The organism is Abyssisolibacter fermentans (assembly GCF_001559865.1).
In the GTDB taxonomy this organism is placed as follows: Bacteria; Bacillota; Clostridia; order Tissierellales; family MCWD3; genus Abyssisolibacter; species Abyssisolibacter fermentans.
This window is the reverse complement of the sequence record NZ_LOHE01000073.1, coordinates 1-22,045: the sequence shown is the minus strand read 5'-3', so window position 1 is coordinate 22,045 and position 22,045 is coordinate 1. Positions and strand designations below refer to the sequence as shown.

General features: G+C 28.0%; 19 protein-coding genes. 14 read left to right on the top strand and 5 right to left on the bottom strand.

Annotated elements, in window-relative coordinates; all coding sequences use genetic code 11:
- Positions 1-433 precede the first annotated feature (433 nt).
- The 5 genes from AYC61_RS13830 (at position 434) to AYC61_RS13810 (ending at position 5,536) form a co-directional block, all read left to right on the top strand.
- A complete protein-coding gene (locus AYC61_RS13830; protein WP_242866801.1) occupies positions 434-844 on the top strand; it encodes a MarR family winged helix-turn-helix transcriptional regulator in 411 nt (136 codons plus the stop codon).
- 359 nt (positions 845-1,203) lie between these two features.
- Entirely contained in the window at positions 1,204-1,557 is a 354-nt protein-coding gene (locus AYC61_RS13825; RefSeq protein WP_066503568.1) for a carboxymuconolactone decarboxylase family protein, read from the top strand.
- A gap of 58 nt (positions 1,558-1,615) precedes the next feature.
- Positions 1,616-3,325 (top strand): dihydrolipoyl dehydrogenase, encoded by a 1,710-nt coding sequence (lpdA, locus tag AYC61_RS13820; RefSeq protein WP_066503566.1) that lies wholly within the window; start codon positions 1,616-1,618, stop codon positions 3,323-3,325.
- Positions 3,318-4,310: a lipoate--protein ligase gene (locus tag AYC61_RS13815; protein ID WP_066503564.1), complete on the top strand. Its 993-nt coding sequence runs from the start codon at positions 3,318-3,320 to the stop codon at positions 4,308-4,310. The genes lpdA and AYC61_RS13815 overlap by 8 nt, the downstream gene beginning before the upstream one ends.
- Before the next feature lie 263 nt (positions 4,311-4,573).
- A complete protein-coding gene (locus AYC61_RS13810; protein WP_066503563.1) occupies positions 4,574-5,536 on the top strand; it encodes a 4Fe-4S binding protein in 963 nt (320 codons plus the stop codon).
- Between the two features lie 281 nt (positions 5,537-5,817).
- Here AYC61_RS13810 and AYC61_RS13805 read toward each other — a convergent pair whose 3' ends face one another.
- Positions 5,818-7,362 carry a Mur ligase family protein gene (locus AYC61_RS13805; RefSeq protein WP_066503561.1) on the bottom strand — a complete coding sequence of 515 codons (1,545 nt, stop codon included), beginning with the start codon at positions 7,360-7,362 and terminating at the stop codon, positions 5,818-5,820.
- Between the two features lie 100 nt (positions 7,363-7,462).
- Complete coding sequence (locus AYC61_RS13800; RefSeq protein WP_066503558.1) at positions 7,463-8,650, bottom strand: carboxylate--amine ligase; 1,188 nt, start codon at positions 8,648-8,650, stop codon at positions 7,463-7,465.
- A gap of 266 nt (positions 8,651-8,916) precedes the next feature.
- On the opposite strand from AYC61_RS13800, the gene AYC61_RS13795 reads away from it, so the two are divergent.
- Positions 8,917-9,753 (top strand): class I SAM-dependent methyltransferase, encoded by an 837-nt coding sequence (locus AYC61_RS13795; protein ID WP_420806813.1) that lies wholly within the window; start codon positions 8,917-8,919, stop codon positions 9,751-9,753.
- Between the two features lie 258 nt (positions 9,754-10,011).
- Entirely contained in the window at positions 10,012-10,455 is a 444-nt protein-coding gene (locus AYC61_RS13790; RefSeq protein ID WP_066503552.1) for a hypothetical protein, read from the top strand.
- A 181-nt stretch (positions 10,456-10,636) separates the two neighbouring features.
- Here AYC61_RS13790 and AYC61_RS13785 read toward each other — a convergent pair whose 3' ends face one another.
- A complete protein-coding gene (locus tag AYC61_RS13785; RefSeq protein ID WP_066503550.1) occupies positions 10,637-11,221 on the bottom strand; it encodes a GNAT family N-acetyltransferase in 585 nt (194 codons plus the stop codon).
- Between the two features lie 329 nt (positions 11,222-11,550).
- Between AYC61_RS13785 and AYC61_RS13780 the strand changes: the two genes are divergently transcribed.
- Together AYC61_RS13780 and AYC61_RS13775 are read left to right on the top strand one after the other, a co-directional pair.
- Entirely contained in the window at positions 11,551-12,969 is a 1,419-nt protein-coding gene (locus tag AYC61_RS13780) for a TldD/PmbA family protein (RefSeq protein WP_066503570.1), read from the top strand.
- The gene (locus tag AYC61_RS13775) at positions 12,969-14,273 is read left to right on the top strand and encodes a metallopeptidase TldD-related protein (protein WP_066503548.1); all 1,305 of its coding nucleotides are present in this window, start codon (positions 12,969-12,971) and stop codon (positions 14,271-14,273) included. Before AYC61_RS13780 ends, AYC61_RS13775 begins: the two co-directional genes overlap by 1 nt.
- A 159-nt stretch (positions 14,274-14,432) precedes the next feature.
- Here AYC61_RS13775 and AYC61_RS13770 read toward each other — a convergent pair whose 3' ends face one another.
- On the bottom strand, positions 14,433-15,230 hold the full coding sequence (locus AYC61_RS13770; protein ID WP_066503546.1) for an HAD family hydrolase: 798 nt from the start codon (positions 15,228-15,230) through the stop codon (positions 14,433-14,435).
- 404 nt (positions 15,231-15,634) lie between these two features.
- On the opposite strand from AYC61_RS13770, the gene AYC61_RS13765 reads away from it, so the two are divergent.
- From AYC61_RS13765 to AYC61_RS13745, 5 genes are all read left to right on the top strand, one after another.
- The gene (locus AYC61_RS13765; RefSeq protein ID WP_066503542.1) at positions 15,635-17,749 is read left to right on the top strand and encodes a BglG family transcription antiterminator; all 2,115 of its coding nucleotides are present in this window, start codon (positions 15,635-15,637) and stop codon (positions 17,747-17,749) included.
- A 45-nt stretch (positions 17,750-17,794) separates the two neighbouring features.
- Entirely contained in the window at positions 17,795-18,076 is a 282-nt protein-coding gene (locus AYC61_RS13760) for a PTS sugar transporter subunit IIB (protein WP_066503540.1), read from the top strand.
- A 14-nt stretch (positions 18,077-18,090) separates the two neighbouring features.
- A complete protein-coding gene (locus AYC61_RS13755; protein ID WP_066503537.1) occupies positions 18,091-19,350 on the top strand; it encodes a PTS ascorbate transporter subunit IIC in 1,260 nt (419 codons plus the stop codon).
- Between the two features lie 86 nt (positions 19,351-19,436).
- Positions 19,437-20,273 carry a transketolase gene (locus AYC61_RS13750; RefSeq protein ID WP_066503536.1) on the top strand — a complete coding sequence of 279 codons (837 nt, stop codon included), beginning with the start codon at positions 19,437-19,439 and terminating at the stop codon, positions 20,271-20,273.
- Positions 20,266-21,201, top strand: coding sequence for a transketolase family protein (locus AYC61_RS13745; protein WP_066503533.1), 936 nt, complete (start codon positions 20,266-20,268; stop codon positions 21,199-21,201). The genes AYC61_RS13750 and AYC61_RS13745 overlap by 8 nt, the downstream gene beginning before the upstream one ends.
- Positions 21,202-21,402: 201 nt before the next feature.
- On the opposite strand, the gene AYC61_RS13740 is transcribed toward AYC61_RS13745, so the two are convergent.
- The gene (locus AYC61_RS13740) at positions 21,403-21,597 is read right to left on the bottom strand and encodes a DUF6440 family protein (protein ID WP_066503528.1); all 195 of its coding nucleotides are present in this window, start codon (positions 21,595-21,597) and stop codon (positions 21,403-21,405) included.
- Between the last annotated feature and the right edge of the window lie 448 nt (positions 21,598-22,045).

Here is a 22,045-nt window from a genome sequence, read left to right as displayed (position 1 = left end):
ACTAATATAAATTATCCCTGATTATTCGAATAACTTTGAATAATATGCTGTAGGTTTCTGAATTAGAAGATTTCAGTGAATTTGAAGGCATACCGAGTTGGAATGAATGCCATTTAATGAGCATCTTCTATTCAGAAGGAATACTTATTAATGAATCTCCTATTCGTTCCTTCATAGGAGTAAGCGATTACCATAAAATCATAGATTTTAGTTTACTGCTCATAATTTTATATGAATAATCTGAGATTACTATAGAATATAATCAAATTGACTATTAAGTTGAAAAAAGAGCATTATAATACTAATATAAATTAGTAATAAGAAATTTTAATATTTACAAGCAGATTTGAAGTTTTTTATAAAATAGTTTATACTAAAATAGAGATAATAAAGGTTTAGGGGGTATTATATGTTTTTCAATTTAGACCGCTGAGTGGCTCATATAACTGAAAATTCTTTGAAAGAAATTGCAGATGCTTTCGGTCGAAGGCTAAAAAAAAATGAAGTGACGCGTATTCAATGGATTGCTCTTTATTATATAAATATAAATAAAACTATAACACAGAGGGAATTATCAAACATTATGTGTGTTAAGGATTCAAGTATTGGTAGATTAATTGATAGGCTAGAAAGAGATCAACTGGTACAAAGAATAAGAAGTAAAGAAGATAGGAGAAATATTAATATTGTCTTAACTAAGTTAGGAAAAGAGAAAATTGAAAAATTAACACCAGAGGGAGAAAGATTCAATAAAAAATTAATTGAAGGATTGAATGAAGAAGAGCTGAGAATATACGAAAAAGTTATAAAAACAATGGTGAGTAATATCAAAAACTATGGGTAACAATTTTAAAAAATGAAAAAATATTTTCCAAAAAATAGAGAGATTAGAGTATAGTCACTCTATTTTTTTGTTAATTTTAAAACACATAAAAAGTTTAAAATAAATTATACTAACAATATAAGCTTGATAGATTTGTGCAAAAACAATGAATAAAAATAATCAAACAAAAGTTATCAATGCAAAAAAGAGAAAATAATTCATCTAATCAGTTAATGACTAGTAGGTCGCATTAAATTATTTAAGAAAGAAATTATTAAATAATTAAATTTTTAAAATTATTGTTAAAAATTTATTGAAATATGACTAAATGTTTGCTATACTAAACATTGCATAGACAAACAAAATAGGAGGATGATTTTATGGCGTATAATGTTAGAGAAATGTTAAATAGTTTTGTTGGAGGTTTAGAAGAACTTGGTAAGACAAATCCAAATCAGGTAGAAGCATTCATGGGATTATTAGGTGCTGCTTATGAGCCTAATGCTTTAGACATAAAAACTAAAGAATTAATCAGTGTAGCAATTGGTTGTTACAACAGATGTGAATATTGTATTGTATATCATACGTATAAAGCTCTAGAAGCAGGAGCATCCAGAGAAGAAGTTATTGAAGCTGCTATGGTATCAGTAGCATTCGGTGGTGGTCCAGCAATGGCTTATTCTTCAACATTGATGATGGCTTGCTTAGACGAATTTGAAAAAGATTTTCAATAAGATTGAAGGGCTTGGGTATTAATTACCCAATAGCCCTTTTTCCAGGAGGCGTAATAATATGGAGTGTAAAATAATAATTGATAAACTGTCTGGACATGATACTAAAGCAAAAGTAGGGAAAATTTCAAAAAAAGTTGGAGATAAAGTTCAAGTAGGAGATATTCTTTTTAGTTTAGAATCAGGTAAAGGAAATTTAAATTATAAATCTAATGTCAACGGTATTTTGACTGAATTTTTAGTAGAAGAGGGTCAAACAGTTTCTAAAAATGATATTGTAGGAATTATCGAAGGTGAAAAAGGTGAGGAAGCGGAAAAAACTAAGGCTCCAAAATCTAAATACTCTTTCGGTATTACTAAGCCAAAAAAAGAAGAAATTGCATGTGATTTATTAGTTATTGGTGGTGGTCCTGGTGGTTACGTGGCTGCAATTAGAGGTGCACAAATGGGAATGAAAACAGTCCTAGTTGAGAAAGATCATTTAGGCGGTACATGTTTGAATTATGGTTGTATACCTACAAAATCTATGACTCAAAGTGTTCATGTTCTTGAAAATATAAAAAATGCTGATGTTTTCGGTATTAATGTTAATGACTACAGAGTATCGTTAAGTAAAATAATAGAAAGAAAAGATCAAGTTGTAGAAACTTTAGTATCAGGAATTGATCAATTAATGCAATCAAATAATATTAGAGTTATTAAAGGAAATGCAGTAGTAATAGATGAAAATACTTTTGGTGTTAAAAATAAAAAAATAGACGCAACAATTTCTGCAAAAAATACAATATTAGCTCTTGGTTCATCTGCATGTTTAATACCAATTGAAGGAGCAGATTTACCAAACGTGTTAACTAGTAAAGAGATACTTTCTTTAACTGAAATTCCAAAGACTTTGACAATTATAGGTGGTGGAGTTATTGGAATGGAGTTTGCGTTTATATATAGAGCACTTGGCGTTGATGTAACAGTAGTTGAATTCAATTCACAAATATTACCAAACTTGGATACAGACATTATTGACTATATGACATCTATTGCAGAAGAAAAAGGTATTAAAATTTATGTAAATTCTTGTGCTGATAGTATTCATGAATCTGTAAACGATCAGCTAGTAATAACTTTTATGAAAGATGGGAAAAAACATTATATTAATAGTGAAAAAGTACTTATGTCAGTTGGTAGAAAAGCAAATTTGAATAGCATGGAATTAGAGAAATTAAACGTAGCTTTGAATGAAAAGAAAAATGGTATTGCGGTTAATGACTATATGCAAACATCATCACCTTCTATTTATGCTATTGGTGATGTAACTAATATTGTACAACTTGCTCATGTGGCTTCACATCAAGGTTTAGTTGCAGTGGATCATATGAATGGAATAAAAGAAAAAACAAATTATGATTTAGTTCCAAGTGCTATATTTACAAGCCCAGAAATTGGACATGTAGGGTTGACAGAAAAAGAAGCTGCTACTAGAAATATTGAAATAAAAGTTGCTAAATTTCCAATGTTAGCTAGTGGTAAGGCGTTAGCTATGAATGAAACTGAAGGTTTTATTAAGTTAATTGCAGATCAAGCGAATGATATAGTGTTAGGTGGAACTATTGTAGGTGCTCATGGTACGGATATGATAGCAACAGTTACGAATTTGATACAACAAAAAGTTAAAATAGATGAAGCAATCAAAGTAATATATGCTCACCCAACTTTATCAGAAGGAATACATGAAGCTTTATTGATGTTAAAGAATAGAGGCATTCATTTTGGATAAACAGGTTGCTAAAATATATTATACTTCAATAGAAGATCCAACAATTAATTTGGCATTAGAAACATATCTTATTAAAAATATTGACCCAAATGAAGTAATATTATTACTTTGGCAAAATGAAAATACTGTTGTTATAGGTAGAAATCAAAATCCTTATCAAGAGTGTAATTTAGATGAAATCAATCGCAACAATGTTACGCTTGTTAGAAGGTGCTCTGGTGGTGGAGCAGTCTATCACGACTTAGGTAATTTAAATTTTTCATTTATAGCAAGTGATAAATATTATGATGTAAATAAACAACTTAGTGTTATTATAGATGCTTTAAAAACATTTGGAATAGTAGCTGAGTATAGTGGGCGAAATGATTTAGTTATAAGTAATAAAAAATTTTCTGGTAACGCTTTTTTTTCTGAAAATAGTAAAAGTTGTCATCATGGAACTTTGTTAATAGATGTAGATGTAGAAAAAATGTTAAGGTATCTCAACGTTTCAAACATTAAAATTGATTCCAAAGCTATCAAGTCAGTAAAATCAAGAGTTGTAAATTTATCAGAATTAAACCGTGATATAACAATTGATACTATTAAAAAATCATTATATAGTTCTTTTGAAAAAATATATGGTAGTATAAAATCTATAGAAGAATTAAATGTACCTATAGAAACAATAAGAGATGAAGTTGCTAAAAATAAATCTTGGAATTGGGTGTATTCTCAAAGTCCTAGTTACTCTGTTACACTATCTGAAAAATTTAATTGGGCTATTGTAGAATTTAGCTACGATGTATTAGATGGCAAATTTGCTAAATGTAGTTTTAATACTGATGCTCTCATCTTAGATAATTTTAGTGAACTGGAAAAGGCACTGATCTCAACAGAAGTAAAATTAGAGTCAATAAAAAAAATCGTAGATGATACAATTATTAATGAAAATGTAAGAATGGACATTAGTAGATTGTTTGAGAAATATATAAGTTGTGTTTAGATATAAAAATATAATATAAATAGTATTGAATATTAGTAAAAAAGACCATTGTTATGGTCTTTTTTACATTATATAAATAAAGATAACAATAAAAACGTGAAGAAAAATTAAAAAAGAAAAACACATATTATAGATATAATTACTACTGTATATCTTAAATTAAGAAAAAATTTTAGTTCATGACATAAATAGACAAAATATTAAAAAATAATATGATAATATAAGTACAAGAAGTTATTTGTTAAACAAGGAGGATTATTATTTTGTTTAAACTAGTAAGAAAATTTTTTTTAAACGATGAAAAATCAACTCCTAATACTATTGGAAACCATGAAGAAATTCTTATAAGGGATGAAATTATTCTAAGTTCGTTAAACTCAAAAAAACAGATAAACTTAAAAATGAATTCTATGAAAGCTTTAACATTTTATCAAAGGATAACTTTGTTTCCAATATTAATGAGGAATATAAGACAAGTTTCAATGAGTTACAAAGGACTAGATCATGTAGCAACAAGAAGTGAGATTACTAGTGAAGAATTTGAAAAATTAATAAAGATAGCAAATAAATATGGTGCTTTTACAATTGGATTTACTCAAATAGAAGAAGGTTTTTCTAATAATGATATTGCTAATAATAACGTTATTGTATTTGCAATAAAGATGGATAAAGAAAAATTTAACATGCTACCAAGTTATAAAACAATTAAAATGATTGAAAACACAAGTGCTAAAGCAGGTATTATTGCTAATAAGATTACTAAATATTTAAGAAAACAGGGATTTGGAGCACAAGCAGGGTCTGAATTAGAAGGATTTTCTTTTTATCCATTTTTAGCTGAAAGAGCTGGTATAGGAGTGATTGGTAGACATGGTTATATCATAACACCTGAAGTCGGACCAAGGCATAAACTTGGGGTTATATATACAAATATAGAAAATCTGCCTTTTAACAAGAAAAAGAATCCATACTCGTGGGTTAAAGATTATTGCAAAAATTGTGGAAAGTGTGTTCAAAAATGTCCTGTTGGAGCGATAAAAGATATACCTATTGATATTCAAGATAATCAGCTAATATATATAGATAGAGAAAAATGTTTAAAAGAACTTTTGAATAATTATGGGTGTAGAATTTGTTTAAAAGAATGTGTTTTTAATACTTCAAACTATAAAGTATTAAAGGTGAATTATGATAAAAAAATGAAATTAGAAAGAGTTTTACAATAGAATATAAAAAGGTTCTAAACTAATAATTTATTTTAATAACATATACATATTAAGGCTTTAATTTTTAATAGCATGTACATATAAAAGTTTAGTTTTTAAAAAATATATACATATTAACGTCTTAAATTGAAAACAATGAATAATATTTAGATGATGTGAATTGGTTGCATTAAAATAGCAGATGAATATTTAATTTTCATCTGCTATTATTTAGTATAGTACTTAATCTTTATTGATGTAAATGGCTTACTCCTACGAACTGTCGGAGTTTGTTATTAATATTATAATATACCTGCAACTCTTTTTTCTATGCTCTTGAATAATTGATCTTCGTTTAAATATGGTCTTAATTTATATAATTGCTTTAAAGCGATTTGCGCTCCATAGTCCATTCCTTGACATCCTGATAAAAGAATTATGTCTCTTGGTTTAACATTATTTATTGCAAGAGAGATAGCATCAGATAATTCATCAAACAAATGTATTTTAATACCTGCATTTTTCATAACATTTTTAAAAACATCTAATTCTTCCTTAGTTACTATATCTTTTTCACCGACATGCGATTTACTTAAAGACGCAATAATTTCTTTTATGCCTAGTTTTGATGCCCAACTAACTATTGCTTCTGCATTTTCTCTATTAACAGTAGGACCACGACTTCCTCTAATAGAATATACAATAGTCAATTTATTGTAGTCCATATATTTGATAGTTTCAAAAGTTGCATTTATATTAGCAGTATTAGCAAAGTGATCATCTACAATAATAAAATCATCTTCATATATAAATTCAAAACGTCTTTCAACTCCGACAAATGTTCTAAGACTTTCTTGAATAGTAGGTATAGGTATACCACAAATCAAAGCTATGATGATTGAAACTATTGAGTTTGATACAGAATGATATCCGGGAACTGATAGCTTAATATCAAAAGAGGTTGGGTTGTAAGTAATATTACCAACCTTAAAAGATTTAAGAATTTCTATAGTATATTTAGCTCTTCCAGTTGAAAGGTCTAAATTTCTACAAGCAATATGTCCATCATCACTATTAACTCCGAAGGTTACTACATTAGCTTTTGTTTCATTTACTAATTGTTTTATTAAAGGATCATCTATATTTAAAACTGCCCATTTGTCAGCTCCTGCATTCCTGATCAAACTAGCTTTACTGTCAAAATATTTGTCAAAAGAACCATGTAAATCTATATGTTCTCTACTAACATTATTAAATGAAACTATATCGAAATCTACGTTAGCAACTCTTTTTAAATCTAATGCAGAAGAAGAAACCTCCATTGTAACATGGGATACATTTTTATCTCTCATCTTAGAAAAATATGCTTGAAGATCTAAAGATTCGGGAGTAGTTAGTATTGAAGGTTCATAAAAGTCACCGGCTTTAACCATGACTGTTCCAATAAGTCCTGTTTTTAAGTTGTGTTTTTCAAATATAGAATTCAACATAAAAGAAGTAGTTGTTTTTCCATTCGTAGCAGTAATTCCTATTGTTTTCATGCTCTTTGAAGGATTACCATAAAAAGCAGAACTTAAGGCTGCTAGAGCTTTTCGAGTGTCTTTAACTTGTATTTGCGGTATTGATAAATCAGGCTGAAAATCTTCGACAATAATAGCGCCTGCACCACTTTCTAAAGCATTAGAGATGTATTTATGACCATCAGTTTTATATCCTTTAATACATACAAATACATCATCTGGAACTACCTTTTTTGAATGATATGCAATTTTATTTATTGTAATATTTTTCATATTCCATGATTTTATTACATCGATAGAATCAAGTAAATCATATAACTTTATCATATATCTCACCTTTCTGTGGGGTTTATCTTTTTTTACTACACTTTTTAAGTGAATGTTTGTAAAATCTAGCTAAAGTTTTGATGTTAACTAAATAAGTTTACTAATCTCTTCTTAGTAATTTATTAAAAACTCTACTCATTTTATTATTAATAAAAACAAAAGCTGGCTTTGGATCTTTTAAATCCCATATAGCGTAAGCTTTAGGTTTAAAATAGGAACCAATGACATTTGAAAACGATAATTGCTTTGTTTTAATATATTTACGAACTGCTAATAAATCTTCATAAGCATACCAAAAAACAAGGTTTGTATCACGAGTTATTGCAAATGATTTAATTGGTTCGCCTGTTAGTTCTTTGTAAGCTATATAAGGCATATTAACGCCTACTTTATATAAAAGATTGTTCAAGTTTGTTGTACGAACATTTACCTCTATAAGATAGTATTTTCCTGTTTCAGCATCTTTTTTAAACTCTATTTCAGCAAAACCTTTAAATTTAATGGTTTCTAAAAACTTTGCACCTATATCGTATAATTCTGGTATATATTTTTGTCCAGTATAAACAGATGCCCCGAAGTTTATTGGGTATTGTCTATACTTTTGACATGTAACCCAGTGAGTTACCTTTGCATCTTGATTTAAATATGCATCAAAAGTATACATGTGATCATCAAAACCAGGTACTATTCTTTGTATTATAACTTCAAGGTTTGCTTTAGTTGCACTATTTACAGCTTGCTGTAATTCATCTTTATTATATACTTTAAACATTTTTTTCCTAAATTTAGATACAAAAGATGGAGAATCTGTTGGTTTTACTAAACAAGGGTATTTAATGATTTCTTCGACTTTTTGGATGTAATTATCCTCACTAATTTCAACTGTTTCAGGAACAGTAACACCAAATTTACTAGCTAATTTATGTAGAGTTTCTTTATTCATAACTTGAGTATACAATCCTTGCTGAGTTTGGGGAATGAGATAATACTCTTTTAATATATCTAAATACTTGTCTACAAATTCAACATAAGGATCTGCAGAAGGAAAAAGAACAGGTTTATGACTTTGTTTTTTTGCATAATCAACTAAAAAATCACAAAAAGCTTGCGGTTCTTTCTTGTAGTGTGGAGCAATTATAGTTTCTGAGCAATATTTAGAATGAAAGCCATAAGTACCATTTTTAGAGTAATCTACAGCAGTTACATGTATTCCTTTTGTTCCTAAACATCTAATAATACTAAGTCCTATATAATAATTAGCTCCTAAAATAACAGCTTTATTTTTCATAACAATCTCCTTTTAAAATTTAATAGTTTAACGCTGATTATTCATAGAAATTTAAATAAATTGAGTATTTATTTTCTATGAATAGTTTGAGTTTATATAATACAATATATATTTTATATCTAAAACTGATAGATATCAATTAAATAAGCTATTTTTATATATTTTACACATATAAAATAATTTATACAATACTAAATCGTCAAATTATACAATACAGGCTATTTGTCTATATTATTTTCTAGCTTTTAGGGAACAATCATTATATAATTAATGAAGTAAATCAGAATTTATTAAACGGAAGGAAGAGAGTATTGCATAATGAGGAAATACGTCATAAACTTAATAAGGAAGCATGGAATAAAGAAAGCTATAATGCGTGGGTAGAAAGGTTCGGTAACCCTAAAAAAGCAGCTGAAAAAATTAAAAAAAATCCAGCCAAAATTTTATCTGTGCTTTATAACAAATTTGGTGATATAGAAGGGAAAAAAATAATGAACCTAATGGGTTCATGTGGGAATAAAGCTGTAGCTTTAGCATTATTAGGGGCAGAGGTTAGTGTTGTTGATTTTTCAAAAGAAAATAAGGCTTATGCTATGGAATTAGCTAAAGAGGCGGGTGTAAACATTAATTATATTTTATCTGATGTTTTAAACATTTCAGAAGATTTATTAAAACAAGATTATGATATTGTATTTGCTGAAATGGGGATATTGCATTATTTTACTGATTTAAAACCATTTATAAATACAGTAAAAAAACTTTTGGTTAAAAATGGTTTATTTATAATAAGAGATTTCCACCCAATTTCAACTAAATTGATAACTTCAAGAGGTTCTACTTCTAAGGTACGTAAACATAAAGTAACAGGTGATTATTTTGATGCATCATTACAAGAACAAGTTGTTGCTTATTCAAAGCATTTGAAAGAAAATAATGATATAAAAAAAGTTTTTTTGAGAAAGTGGAACTTAGGAGAAATTATTAGCGCAGTAGCAAATGAAGGTTTAATAATAAAAAGTTTAGATGAAGAACCAAATCTTTCATGTGAATATTATGATAAAGGTATTCCAAAAACATTTACATTAGTAGCATATAAACAGTAAGAAATAGATAATTATTATTAGTAATTGTTTTTTAGTGGTGTTTCAAAATCCATAGATTTTGAAACACCACTTTTATATAAATATAAGAAATACATGTTGTATCTAAAATAATCTAGTTTATAGTACTAACTAAATATATATAAAAAAATAGTTGAAATTTATCAAAATTAGTCATATGTATTCATTTATTATTATATAATAGTATGCTACAATTATCGAAATAGCATAGTAATACTTTCAAAATAAAGGAGTTTGGAAATGTTAAAGTTATATTTAGAGTTTAGAGTTAATAAATATGAAAATTTTGAAAAATTACGAAAAATGTTCTATTCTTTGAAAGAATCAAAGAAGAATAACAGTATAGATTATCAGGATAGTAAATGGAAGAATTTCTATGATGAAGAATTGTTAAAAAATTTTTGGTGGCCTACAGATGATGAATTAATTGAGTACTGGAAACTATATGAATCTATACCGATAAATCAAAGATACAATGATAAGAGATTATTTAAGGAATGGGAGTTTAGTTCGATGTTAGAGGCAATTGCATGTGGAGAATATCAATTGGATTCCTGTGAAATAATAAAGGGTAATATTGGAAGACTAAAATTTATGACATGGTCATGGCCTTATGAAGGGGCAGGGTCACTTAGAGCTCTTATTGAATCATTTGGCCTAGAAATAATTAAAGATGAAGTATAAGGGGTTGTCTCAAAATGATTTCTGCGTTGAGTAGAGAACAGAAATCTATGATTTATTGTGAATCGCTTACTCCTAGGAACAAAGTGAGTAGGAGTTTCAATATGAGATAGATAACCTTGAACTCTACTAATTTTGAAACAACCCAAAGGGACAAATAGAATAAAAAGTTTTAGACAGTCCCTTAAAAATCTTTAATCATATTTTCTTCTTTAATATAATTATCTACAAGTGAGCTTTTAAATTCGCTAGCAAGTATATCCATATATATTTTACCATATTTTTTATTGCCAAATATAACTGCTTCTCGTCTTTCACCAATTACCTTAAAACCACATTTTTTGTAGCATTTAAAAGCTCTTTTATTATATTCCATAACTATAAGCATAATATTATTGAAATTTCTAATATTAAAACCAAAATCTAATAATAGTTTAATTGCCTCAGTACCATAGCCTTTATTCCAATAATTTTTATCACCAATAAAAATACCTATTTCAGCACTTCTGTTTAAATTATTTACATTTAAAAAACCACAGTTTCCTATCAGTTTATCATTTTTACTTTCTATAATAGCAAAGTTATTGTTGTCTGATATTAATCTTTCTAATATATTTTTTTCGCTATCAATAGATATAATAGAGTGAGAGCAGCTTAAATTAACAGAAGTTTCAAAATCAGATAACCATTTAACATAATTAGGAGCATCGTCAATGTTAATTGGAGACAAATAAATTCTATTACCTTCCACTTTTTTAAAATACCTCATGATCTATCCTTCCTTTCTTCAATTTTACATATTATAGCACGTCAAGACATATGTGTAAAGATAAATACTCAGTGTTTATTTAAAATGTAGTACAATGTCCAATAAATTAAAAAAATTAATAATAAAATTATTATTTAGCTTAATAATGCATCGACTATATGTTAAAAAATCTTAATAGATAAAAGTTAGATAAAATGATTGCTAACTATTGACAATAAGCAATAAAATTGATATTTTTAATTATATATGGTATAAAATTATATATAATTAAATTAAAAATTTATATACTTAACATCTTAAGGAGGTGTTTGTTATTGGAAAAAGTAAAAATGTCTAATTTTCTAATTAAACAAAAAAGTAACTTAGAAAAAATAGTACAAGAGTTATCTAACGACTTTAAATACGTTTCAGTGCTTGGTACAGATACAAAGGGTATGCTTTATGGAGTAAGTAAAAATACAATAGAGCTAAATGATTCATTCTGGTGCGAAAGAGGGTTTGTTATTAGAGTATTTAATGGCATAAATTATTCTGAATATTCTTTTAATGAAATAAGCAATGATAATGTTGATCAAATTATTGCTGAAATTCGCTTGAAAATTAAAGATGACTTTAATAACCTAAAAACAAATAAAATTAGAATGACTGAATATCCTTTAATCCAAGAAGAGAAGATAGAAGAAAAGTTTTATGGTGAAGTAGAAATTTTAAGTGAAAAAATAAGTCCAAAAGAGAAACTAGAAAAATTGATAGCAATTAAGGACAAAGCTTTAGATTATTCAGATATGTTATTTGAATTTAGAATCAGGTACAATGATGTTCATGTATCAAAAGTATTCGTATCAAATAATAAGTATTTAGAACAATCATATATTTGGAGTGAAGCATATCTAATTCCGTTAGTAAGAAAAGGTGAAAATACAAAATATGATTTTAAATCTTACTCTGGTATGAAGGGAGTTGAGATTTTAGACGAGTTAGAAGGAGCTTACAAAGAATCAATAGATGATACTGTTAAACTATTAGATGCAAAAAGAGTAGTTCCTGGTGAATACGAAATTATTTGTTCTCCAGATGTTTCTGGAGTAATAGCACATGAAGCATTTGGCCATGGTGTAGAAATGGACATGTTTGTTAAAAATAGAGCTAAAGCTGTAGAATATTTAGAAAAAGAAGTAGCATCTAGTTTAGTAAACATGCATGATGGTGCTAAGTCTGCTTATCATGTCTCATCATATTTATTTGATGATGAAGGAACACTTGGAACTGATACGGTTGTAATAGAAAATGGTATATTAAAGACTGGTATTTCCGATGTTTTATCTGCTCTTAAGCTTAAGACTACACCTACTGGTAATGGTAAAAGACAATCTTATGAACATAAGGCATATGCAAGAATGACTAATACATTTTTTGCACCTGGTAAAGACAAATTAGATGATATGATAGCTTCTATTAAAAATGGATATCTGTTAAAAGGTGTTAAAAGTGGAATGGAGGATCCAAAAAACTGGGGAATACAGTGCATATTGAAAAAAGGTTATGAAATTAAAGATGGAAAATTAACAGGAAATATAATTGCACCTGTAATCTTGACTGGATATGTACCAGATTTACTTAAATCTATTACTATGGTGTCAGATGAAACTAAATTATTTGGTAGTGGAATGTGTGGAAAAGGTTATAAGGAATTTGTTAAAACCTCCGATGGTGGTTCATATATTAAAGCGATAGGGAGGTTAGGATAATGATAAATAAGATATTAGAAATATTAAGAGATAACAAAAATATCGACGGATGGAAAATAATACAAACACAAACTGAAAGCAGTGAATTGTTTTTCGTTAAAAAAGATATTGATATGAATAGAGCTAAAAAAGTAAATGATTTTTCTATAACAGTATATAAAGATTTTGAAGAGGATGGAACTAAGTACAAGGGATCATCTAATATAAAAATACATCCTACTATGGATGAGACAGAAATAAAAACTGCTATTGAAAATGCTGCTTTTAGTGCAAAATTTATAAAGAATGAATTTTATGATTTGCCTAAACCTAATGAAAATCAAAATACAGTAGCCATTGAAAGTAATTTATCACAAAATACTTTGGGATATTGGTTACCATTATTGACAAAAGCAATTTATAGTGAAGATGTATACAAAAATGGTGGCATAAATTCAACAGAAGTATTCTTAAATAAATCTTATATAAGAATAGTTACTTCTACAGGTATAGATGTTAATTGGAATAAGTATAAAGGACAAATAGAACTAGTTACAAATTGGACAGAAGGAAAAGAAGAGGTAGAATTATTCTCTTTTATAGATTTTGCACAATATAACAAAGAATTAATAGCTGAAAATGTAAAAGAAATGATTGAAATGAGTAAGGAAAGAGCTATAGCTCAGAAGACACCAGCTTTAAATAAATACACTGTTTTATTGACTGGAGAGCCAGTAAAAACACTTTTTGAATATTACTATTTACAAGCAAGTACAGAATATGTATATAACGGGTTTTCAACTGCTAAGCTTGATGAGAATATACAAGGAAATTCAGTAACTGGTGATAAGATTAATTTAACACTTGAACCTTTTATGGAAGATTCCGTATTTTCTCAGCCATATGATTATGATGGATTTCCATTGAAACCGTTAGAGATTTATAATGATGGTAAGCTTAAAAAATATTTTGGTGATTCAAGATATTCACAGTATGTTAACGTGGAACAAACAGGAATAGTAAAAAATTTAAGATTTAAAGGTGGAAGTAAGACTATAGAAGAAATGAAGAGAGAAAATCACTTGGAAATTTTAGCATTTTCTGATTTTTCATTAGATCCTTTTACAGGAGATTTTGCAGGAGAAATAAGATTAGCTAAATATTTTGATGGTAATGAAGAAAAAATAGTATCAGGTGGATCTATATCAGGAAATATTAAAGAAGTACATGGTAATATGTACTTGTCTAAAGAATTAAAGCAAATAAATAACTATGTAGGACCAAAAACAATACAACTATTTGATGTAAGCGTTGCGGGATCTTAAAGTTAATCTATAACCTTAAGATATTAAAAACTTTAAAAATACACAACTATTAGTATAATGTTGAACATTAACATGAAGAAATGAAAAAGTTGTGGTGTTTGAAACACCTTAAAGGAGCTATTCAAGATGAACAGCTCCTTTTTCCTATTTAAATTCTTATTAAAATTTTAAATCTAAAACATCAGAAACAATCTTAGCTACACCGTCATTATCATTTGAATCAGCTGTAAATTTGGCTGCTTTTTTTGCTCTGGTTGAAGCATTTTTCATTGCATAGCTGTTTTGACAAAGCTCTAGCATAGGTACATCATTATCAAAATCACCAAACACTATAATTTCTTCTGGTTTAATATTTAATTCCTTTTCAAGAGTATAAACAGCGTTAGCCTTTGAAGCATCTTTTTTTATTATATCTAACCATATATCCCCACTAATAACTAAAGCATATTTATCTCCTAATATATTAAAAAGAATATCATAAAGTTCATAAACTCCCTCTAATATGCATATAGTTATCTTAGTTATATCTTCTTTTATAGATAATAAATCCTTTTCAATATGAAGTCTAGAATCGCTTATTTTTAACTCTTCAATAATATAATCAAAATATTTATCAGTGATGCCATAGTCACTTGTGCACACATAGTAACCTGAATCTGTGTGTGATCTAATTAAATCAAGTATTATTTCAATTTCCTTATTTGAAAATATGCTTTTATGATATACTTTTGTTCTTGAAGAATTCTCTATCCACGAACCATTATTGCATGTATAAATAATATCATTATCAAAAATGTTAAATATCCTATCTATACCTTGAAAAAATCTACCGCTAGCGACAGCAAGTATTATATTGCTGTTTAGAGCAGTTTGTAGTATGTTTTTTGTATAAAGAGAAATATCTCCTTGTGAATTTAAAATTGTTCCATCCATATCTGTCAATATACACTTAATCAATAAAATTCCCCTTTCTGTTAAAAATATATTTCGTATAATATAATCCAAATTATCCAAAAAATCAAATATTCATTTACTCCTTGTTCATAAGTTTTACATTAAATTGTATATATATTTAATTCACATTTGATTATACATAAAAAAATATTTATTAAATATCCCAATTTGTTTCACAATAATAAATGAAAAAATGGTATTTTTAGATACAAAAAATACAGGAATTCGACAAAAGTAGTTGAAATTAAGCTTTATAAAGAAGTACACTTCGATATATACATTGTTATTTTATCTTTATAGTTCATTTATTTCAATACTAAATTGAAGGACATGGATATATACTATTATCGGAAAAGTGTATAAAATAAAGATGTAATCGTTTTCCGATATTTTAAGGAGTTGAGGAAATGGATTTAAATAAACGACATTTAGAAATACTGAATTATTTATTAGATGCAGCTAAATATGTTAAATACGATGAGTTGTGTGAGAAATATAAAGTTAGTCAAAGAACTATTCGCTACGATATTGATAAAATCAACGATTATTTGAGCAAATATTCTTTAACACAAATTATCAAAAAAAGAGATGAAGGCATCGGAATAGTTGATAAGGAGAAATTAAGTAATCATTTAAATAAGTTTTACCAAATTGATAAAAATGCAAATTATTATTACTCAAGAGAAGAAAGAAGAAATTTAATGGCTGTAAAACTATTGGAAAGCAATGAACCTTTGAGTATTAAGTATTTTCAAGATTATTTTTCTTTATCTAAGAATACTATTTTAAAAGAGTTAGATAAGATAGAAGAGCTATTTAAGAAAAACGGTATTAAGCTAATTCGAAAGCCTAAAATAGGTATTTATGTAGAAGGAAAGGAGATTAACAAAAGGCGAGCTATAATTGATTTAACCTTTGAATCAGTGAAAACAGAAGATTTGTTTCATTATGTCAATAGAAAATTTACTCAAAATAAAATTAACAATATAAAATTTGATATATTATTTTCAGAATTTGATATTGATTTTTTAAATTCACTTATTAGAATGGCAGAAACAGAACTTCAAAAAAGTTTTACTGATGAAGGGTATGGAAACTTGATAACTCATATTTCATTGATGATTAAGAGACTACAGTTAAATAAGGAAATTATATTACCTGATACAGGAGCAGAAGGTATACATTTTTCTAAAGAATATAAAATTGCAGAAAAAATGGTAAGGAAAGTAGAAAAAAAATTTGAAATAAAAGTTCCTAGAGATGAAATTAAATATATTGCCATACACTTACTTGGAACAAAGATATTAAAGAGCAATGATGTAATAAATGATGAACTATTTGAAGTAACAACTAAAATGGTTGAAGAAATAGAGGATATATACAAAATTGATTTTGATAAATCAAAAAATATAGTAATATCAAATCTCATATTACATCTTAGACCGACAGTATATAGAATAAAATATGGAATGAAGCTTCAAAATCCAATGTTTAATAATATCTACAAGAATTATAGAACACTTTTTTTTAATACAAAATTAGCTTGTAGACATTTAGAAAAGTATATGAATACAGAAATTAATGATCAAGAGATTTCATATATAACTTTACATTTTGGTGCAGCGTTAGAAAAGGCGAAAAAAAGAACTAAAGAGATACCAAAGCTTATATTAGTATGTGCAACAGGTATAGGAACAGCACAAATGCTTGCATCTCAGATTAGTACAAGATTTGATTGTGAAATATTGAAAACGATATCTAGTAGAAAAATAGAAGAAATAAAAGATATTAAGTATGACTATTTAATAAGTACAGTAACTATACCAAATCTTAAAAAGAGTAGCTATTTAAAAATCAATGCGATGCTTTTAAGAAAAGATTATGAAATTCTTGAAAAATATTTGAGACCAAAATATAAAGAAAAAAATAAAGAAGAAGAAGTTGTTAAAAAGCTTATAAAAGCAACAGAAAAATATACATCAATAAAAGATAGAGAACAACTTGCATATGAATTTTTGTATGTTCTAAAGAACAATAATGAAAAAATGATGAAAGAGGAGAAGGTATATATGTTAGAAGATTTATTATTTAGAGAGGTGATAAAGCTAAATGTTAGTGTGAAAGATTGGAAAGAAGCTATCGGAAAAGGTTCTGAAATATTAATTAATAGAGGAGATATAAAGCAATCTTATGTAGATTGTATATTTAAAAATTTTGAAAAAATGGGACCATACATGGTTGTTGCTCCCGGTATAGTACTAGCGCATGCTAGACCAGAAGATGGTGTTAATAAATTATCTATGAGCTTAATTACATTAAAAGATCCAGTAGAATTTGGTAGTGATTTAAACGACCCAGTTAAATTAGTTGTAACTTTAGCAGCAAGTGATAACACTAGTCATTTAAAAGCTTTATCTCAATTGATGAATTTATTTATGGATTCTGATGATCTTAATAAGATAATGACAACAAATGATAAAAATGAAGTTTTAAAAATTACAAAAGCTCATTCACAAAATTAAATTGTGAATAGGGTAAATAAAATAAGAAAAATGGAGGGTTTAATAATGCTAATATTAGTTTGTTGTGGTTCAGGTTTAGGAAGTAGTTTTATGATTGAAATGAACATAAAAAAAGTTTTAAAAGAACTAGGAATAGAGGGGGTGAACGTGGATCATTCAGATTTATCAAGTGCATCAGGTATAAAAGCAGATATTTATGTAGGCACAAGAGATATTGCAAACAATCTTAATTCATTAGGTTATACGGTTTCATTAAATAATATGATAGACAAAAATGAATTAAAAGAAAAAATTTCACAAGCATTAAAAGACAAAGGAATCATATAATAGGAGGTTTTCATATGTTAAAGCTTATTCTTGATATTCTTAGCGTTCCAGCTATACTAGTTGGAGTAATAGCACTCATAGGCTTAGTTTTACAGAAAAAACCAGTTTCTGATGTAATAAAAGGCACTATTAAAACAATATTAGGTTTCTTAATACTAGGTGGTGGAGCTGGTATAGTAGTAGGTTCTTTAAGCCACTTTGGAATTATGTTTCAACAAGGGTTTGGAGTAACAGGAGTTGTTCCAAATAATGAGGCAGTTGTAGCAATGGCTCTTAAAACATATGGTACATCAACAGCACTAATAATGGTATTTGGTATGCTAGCAAATATATTAATAGCTAGATTTACAAAGCTTAAATATATCTTTTTAACAGGACATCATACACTTTATATGGCATGTATGATTGCAGTTATATTAGCAGTAGGTGGATTAGAAGGAACAGCATTGGTAGCAGTTGGTGCAGTAATTCTAGGATTTATAATGGCTATTTTCCCAGCTATGGCACAACCAACAATGAGAAAAATAACAGGTACTGATGATGTAGCATTTGCACATTTTGGTACAGTAGGGTATATATTATCAGCTTATATTGGAAAGTTAGTTGGAAAAGGCTCTAAATCAACAGAAGAAATGGATTTTCCTAAAGGATTATCATTTTTAAGAGATAGTTCAGTAGCAATATCTTTAACAATGGCAGTATGTTATGTGATAGTAGCAGTAGCATGTGGCAAAGAATATATTGAAGCCAATATTAGTGGCGGTCAAAACTTCATAGTATTTTCATTGATACAAGCAATAACATTTGCTGGAGGAGTTTATGTAATATTACAAGGTGTTAGATTAATATTAGCAGAAATAGTACCAGCTTTTACAGGTATATCAATGAAACTTGTTCCGAATGCAAAACCAGCACTTGATTGTCCAGTTGTTTTCCCTTATGCTCCAAATGCAGTACTTATAGGATTCTTATCAAGCTTCTTAGGTGGAATAGTTGGTATGTTTATACTTGGTAGCTTAGATGCAGTTATAATATTACCTGGAGTAGTACCACATTTCTTCTGTGGAGCAACAGCAGGAGTTTTTGGTAATGCAACAGGAGGGAAAAGAGGAGCATTTATTGGTGGGTTTGCACATGGTTTATTAATAACATTCTTGCCAGTATTACTAATGCCGGTTTTAGGAGATCTTGGATTTGCTAATACAACATTTTCAGATGCAGATTTTGGGGTAGTTGGTATTATACTTGGAAATATTATAAAGCTTATACATTAATTAAATGGGTAGTCTAATGACTACCCTAAGATTTTCTCTAATTAGCACATAAATTATTATAAAATATATGAAAGGAAGTGATGCTTGTGGATAGTAAAAAGCTAAAAGAGCTAGAAAAAATTGCTTTGCAAGTAAGAAAAGATTGCATCGAAACACAGTATCTTGTGAAATCAGGTCATTTAGGAGGATCTTTTTCCGCAACAGAAATGCTAGTTTATCTATACTTTGAAAAAATGAATCTATCTCCTAATAATGTTCGAGATTTAAACAGAGATGTATTTGTGCTTAGTAAAGGACATGCTTCTTTAGGTTATTATGCAGTTTTAGGGAGAAGAGGTTATTTTGAATTAGAAGAGTTAAAAACGTATAGGAAGATTAATACTAGACTTCAAGGACATACACATATAGATTCAGTACCAGGTGTAGAGTGTTCAACGGGTTCATTAGGGCAAGGTTTATCATATGGGCTAGGTATAGCATTAGCTAAACAAAGAAAAGGATTAAAGGGAAATGTGTATGTAATGATGGGTGACGGAGAAATGCAGGAAGGACAAGTTTGGGAAGCTTTAATGCTACAAAGTAAATTAAAGTTAACAAATCTAATTCCAATAGTAGATAACAATAAACTACAATTAGATGATGAATACGTTAATATAATGGGTGATCCAAATTATAAACAAAGATTTGAAGCATTTGGTTTAAATGTTATAGAGATTAATGGCAATAGCTTTGAAGAAATTGATGCTGGCTTGATGAATATATCAAATATGAAACCTAATATAATTGTAGCTAATACTAAAAAAGGTGCTGGAATAAATTTCATGGAAGACAAAGTGCCTTGGCATTCAAAGAAACTTAATGAACAAGAATATAATCAAGCTTTAGAAGAGTTAGCAAAAAAGGAGGTGGCACTCAATGAATAACCTAATGGCACCTAGAGATATGTTTGGTAAAACAATAGTAGAAATTGGGCAGCATAATGAGAATATATTTGTATTAAGTGGAGATTTAGGGGGAGCTACTAAAGTAAATGATTTTGGTAAAGCTTTTCCAGAAAGATTTGTAAATACAGGTATAGCAGAACAAAATATGGTAAGTATGGCAGCGGGGCTTGAAAGAATGGGATATATACCAATTGTAAGCACATTTTGTTGTTTTGCACCAGGAAGAACTTATGATCAGATAAGGCAATCTGTAGCTTATTCTAATGCAAACGTAAAAATTATGTCAACACATCCAGGCTTAGCTATAGGAATGGATGGTGCTATACATCAAAGTTTAGATGATTTAGCATTAATGAGAGCATTACCAAATTTTACAGTACTAGCTCCATCTGATGAAATAGAGACAAAAAAAGCAATAGAATGGGCTATAAATCACAAGGGTCCAGTTTATATTAGAGTAGGAAGAAAAGAATGTGAGAAATATTTTAATGAAAATTGGGAAATAGAAATTGGAAAATCTTACGAACTAAAGGAAGGTAAAGATATAACTTTAATCGCACATGGAGCAATAGTGCCTTTTATGATGAAAGCAGCTCATGAGTTAGCTAAAGAAGATATTGATGCTAGAGTTATAAGCTTTCCATTTATAAAACCAGTTGATAAAGAAGCTATAATAAAAGCAGCTAAAGAGACAAAAGGTATAGTAACAGGAGAAGATCATTTTTTAAATGGTGGATTATTTAGCATTGTTTCAGAAGTTGTATGTCATAATGCTCCTTGTAAAGTAAGAGGTATAGGTGTAAATGATACTTTTGGAGAATCAGGAGCACCAGAAGATTTATATAAAAAATATGGATTAACAGTTGAAAATATAATCAAAGAAGTTAAAAACATACTGGGTGTGTAATCAAAAAAAGGTTTAGAAAAAAGTAGATTAGTTCTAAACCTTTTTTCTATATAACAAGGCGCAAGATGTTCTCCAACCTCTGGTAGAAGGTACCGATTAGGATTTAATAGGCGGTGTGCAATCTTGTGCCTCGTTGAAACGGTACGATTTTCGTTATGCATTTCAAAAAAAGTAACCTTTAAATTTTTATAAAAGACATGCTTATTCTTTATAATACATTGGCGTAATAACAGGCTTTCCATCCTCGTCTAATAATGGTGTTAATCCACCAGCATTTCCGCTACAAGTAAATAAGTAATTCACACCAGTTTTTTTATCTACTAATATTTGTCTAGTATTCACAGTGCCTTGTGAATAAACAGTTTCAAATCTATCATTATTTTTACTACCAAACATAAAATCACCTCAATTAATTTATTGTATATATTATATCATGAAAAAATATTTTTTATGGCTATAAATAATATGGGATAATATTATTCCTTGGGTAATACACAGGGTTTGACAAAGAAATAAAATCACAAGATTAAATCTTTATTGATTTATGACATTAAAGAGTAAAATTAATAAAATAAAATCGAAAGCAAATAATATTGTGACAAATTTTAAACACAATTATTTTTTATGACAAATAAATGTGGTAATAAATAAAATTTGTTATAATATGGTGTATAAATATCAAATTGTATTTGCATTGATTATAGCTTTAATAATAACAGAGTAAATAGAGAATTAAAATATGGTATATTTAGTATAAAATAGCATGAAAAATAAATATACGATTATATTATTTAACCCTGATTATTCATATAACGTTCAAATAATATGCTGTAAGTTTCTGAAT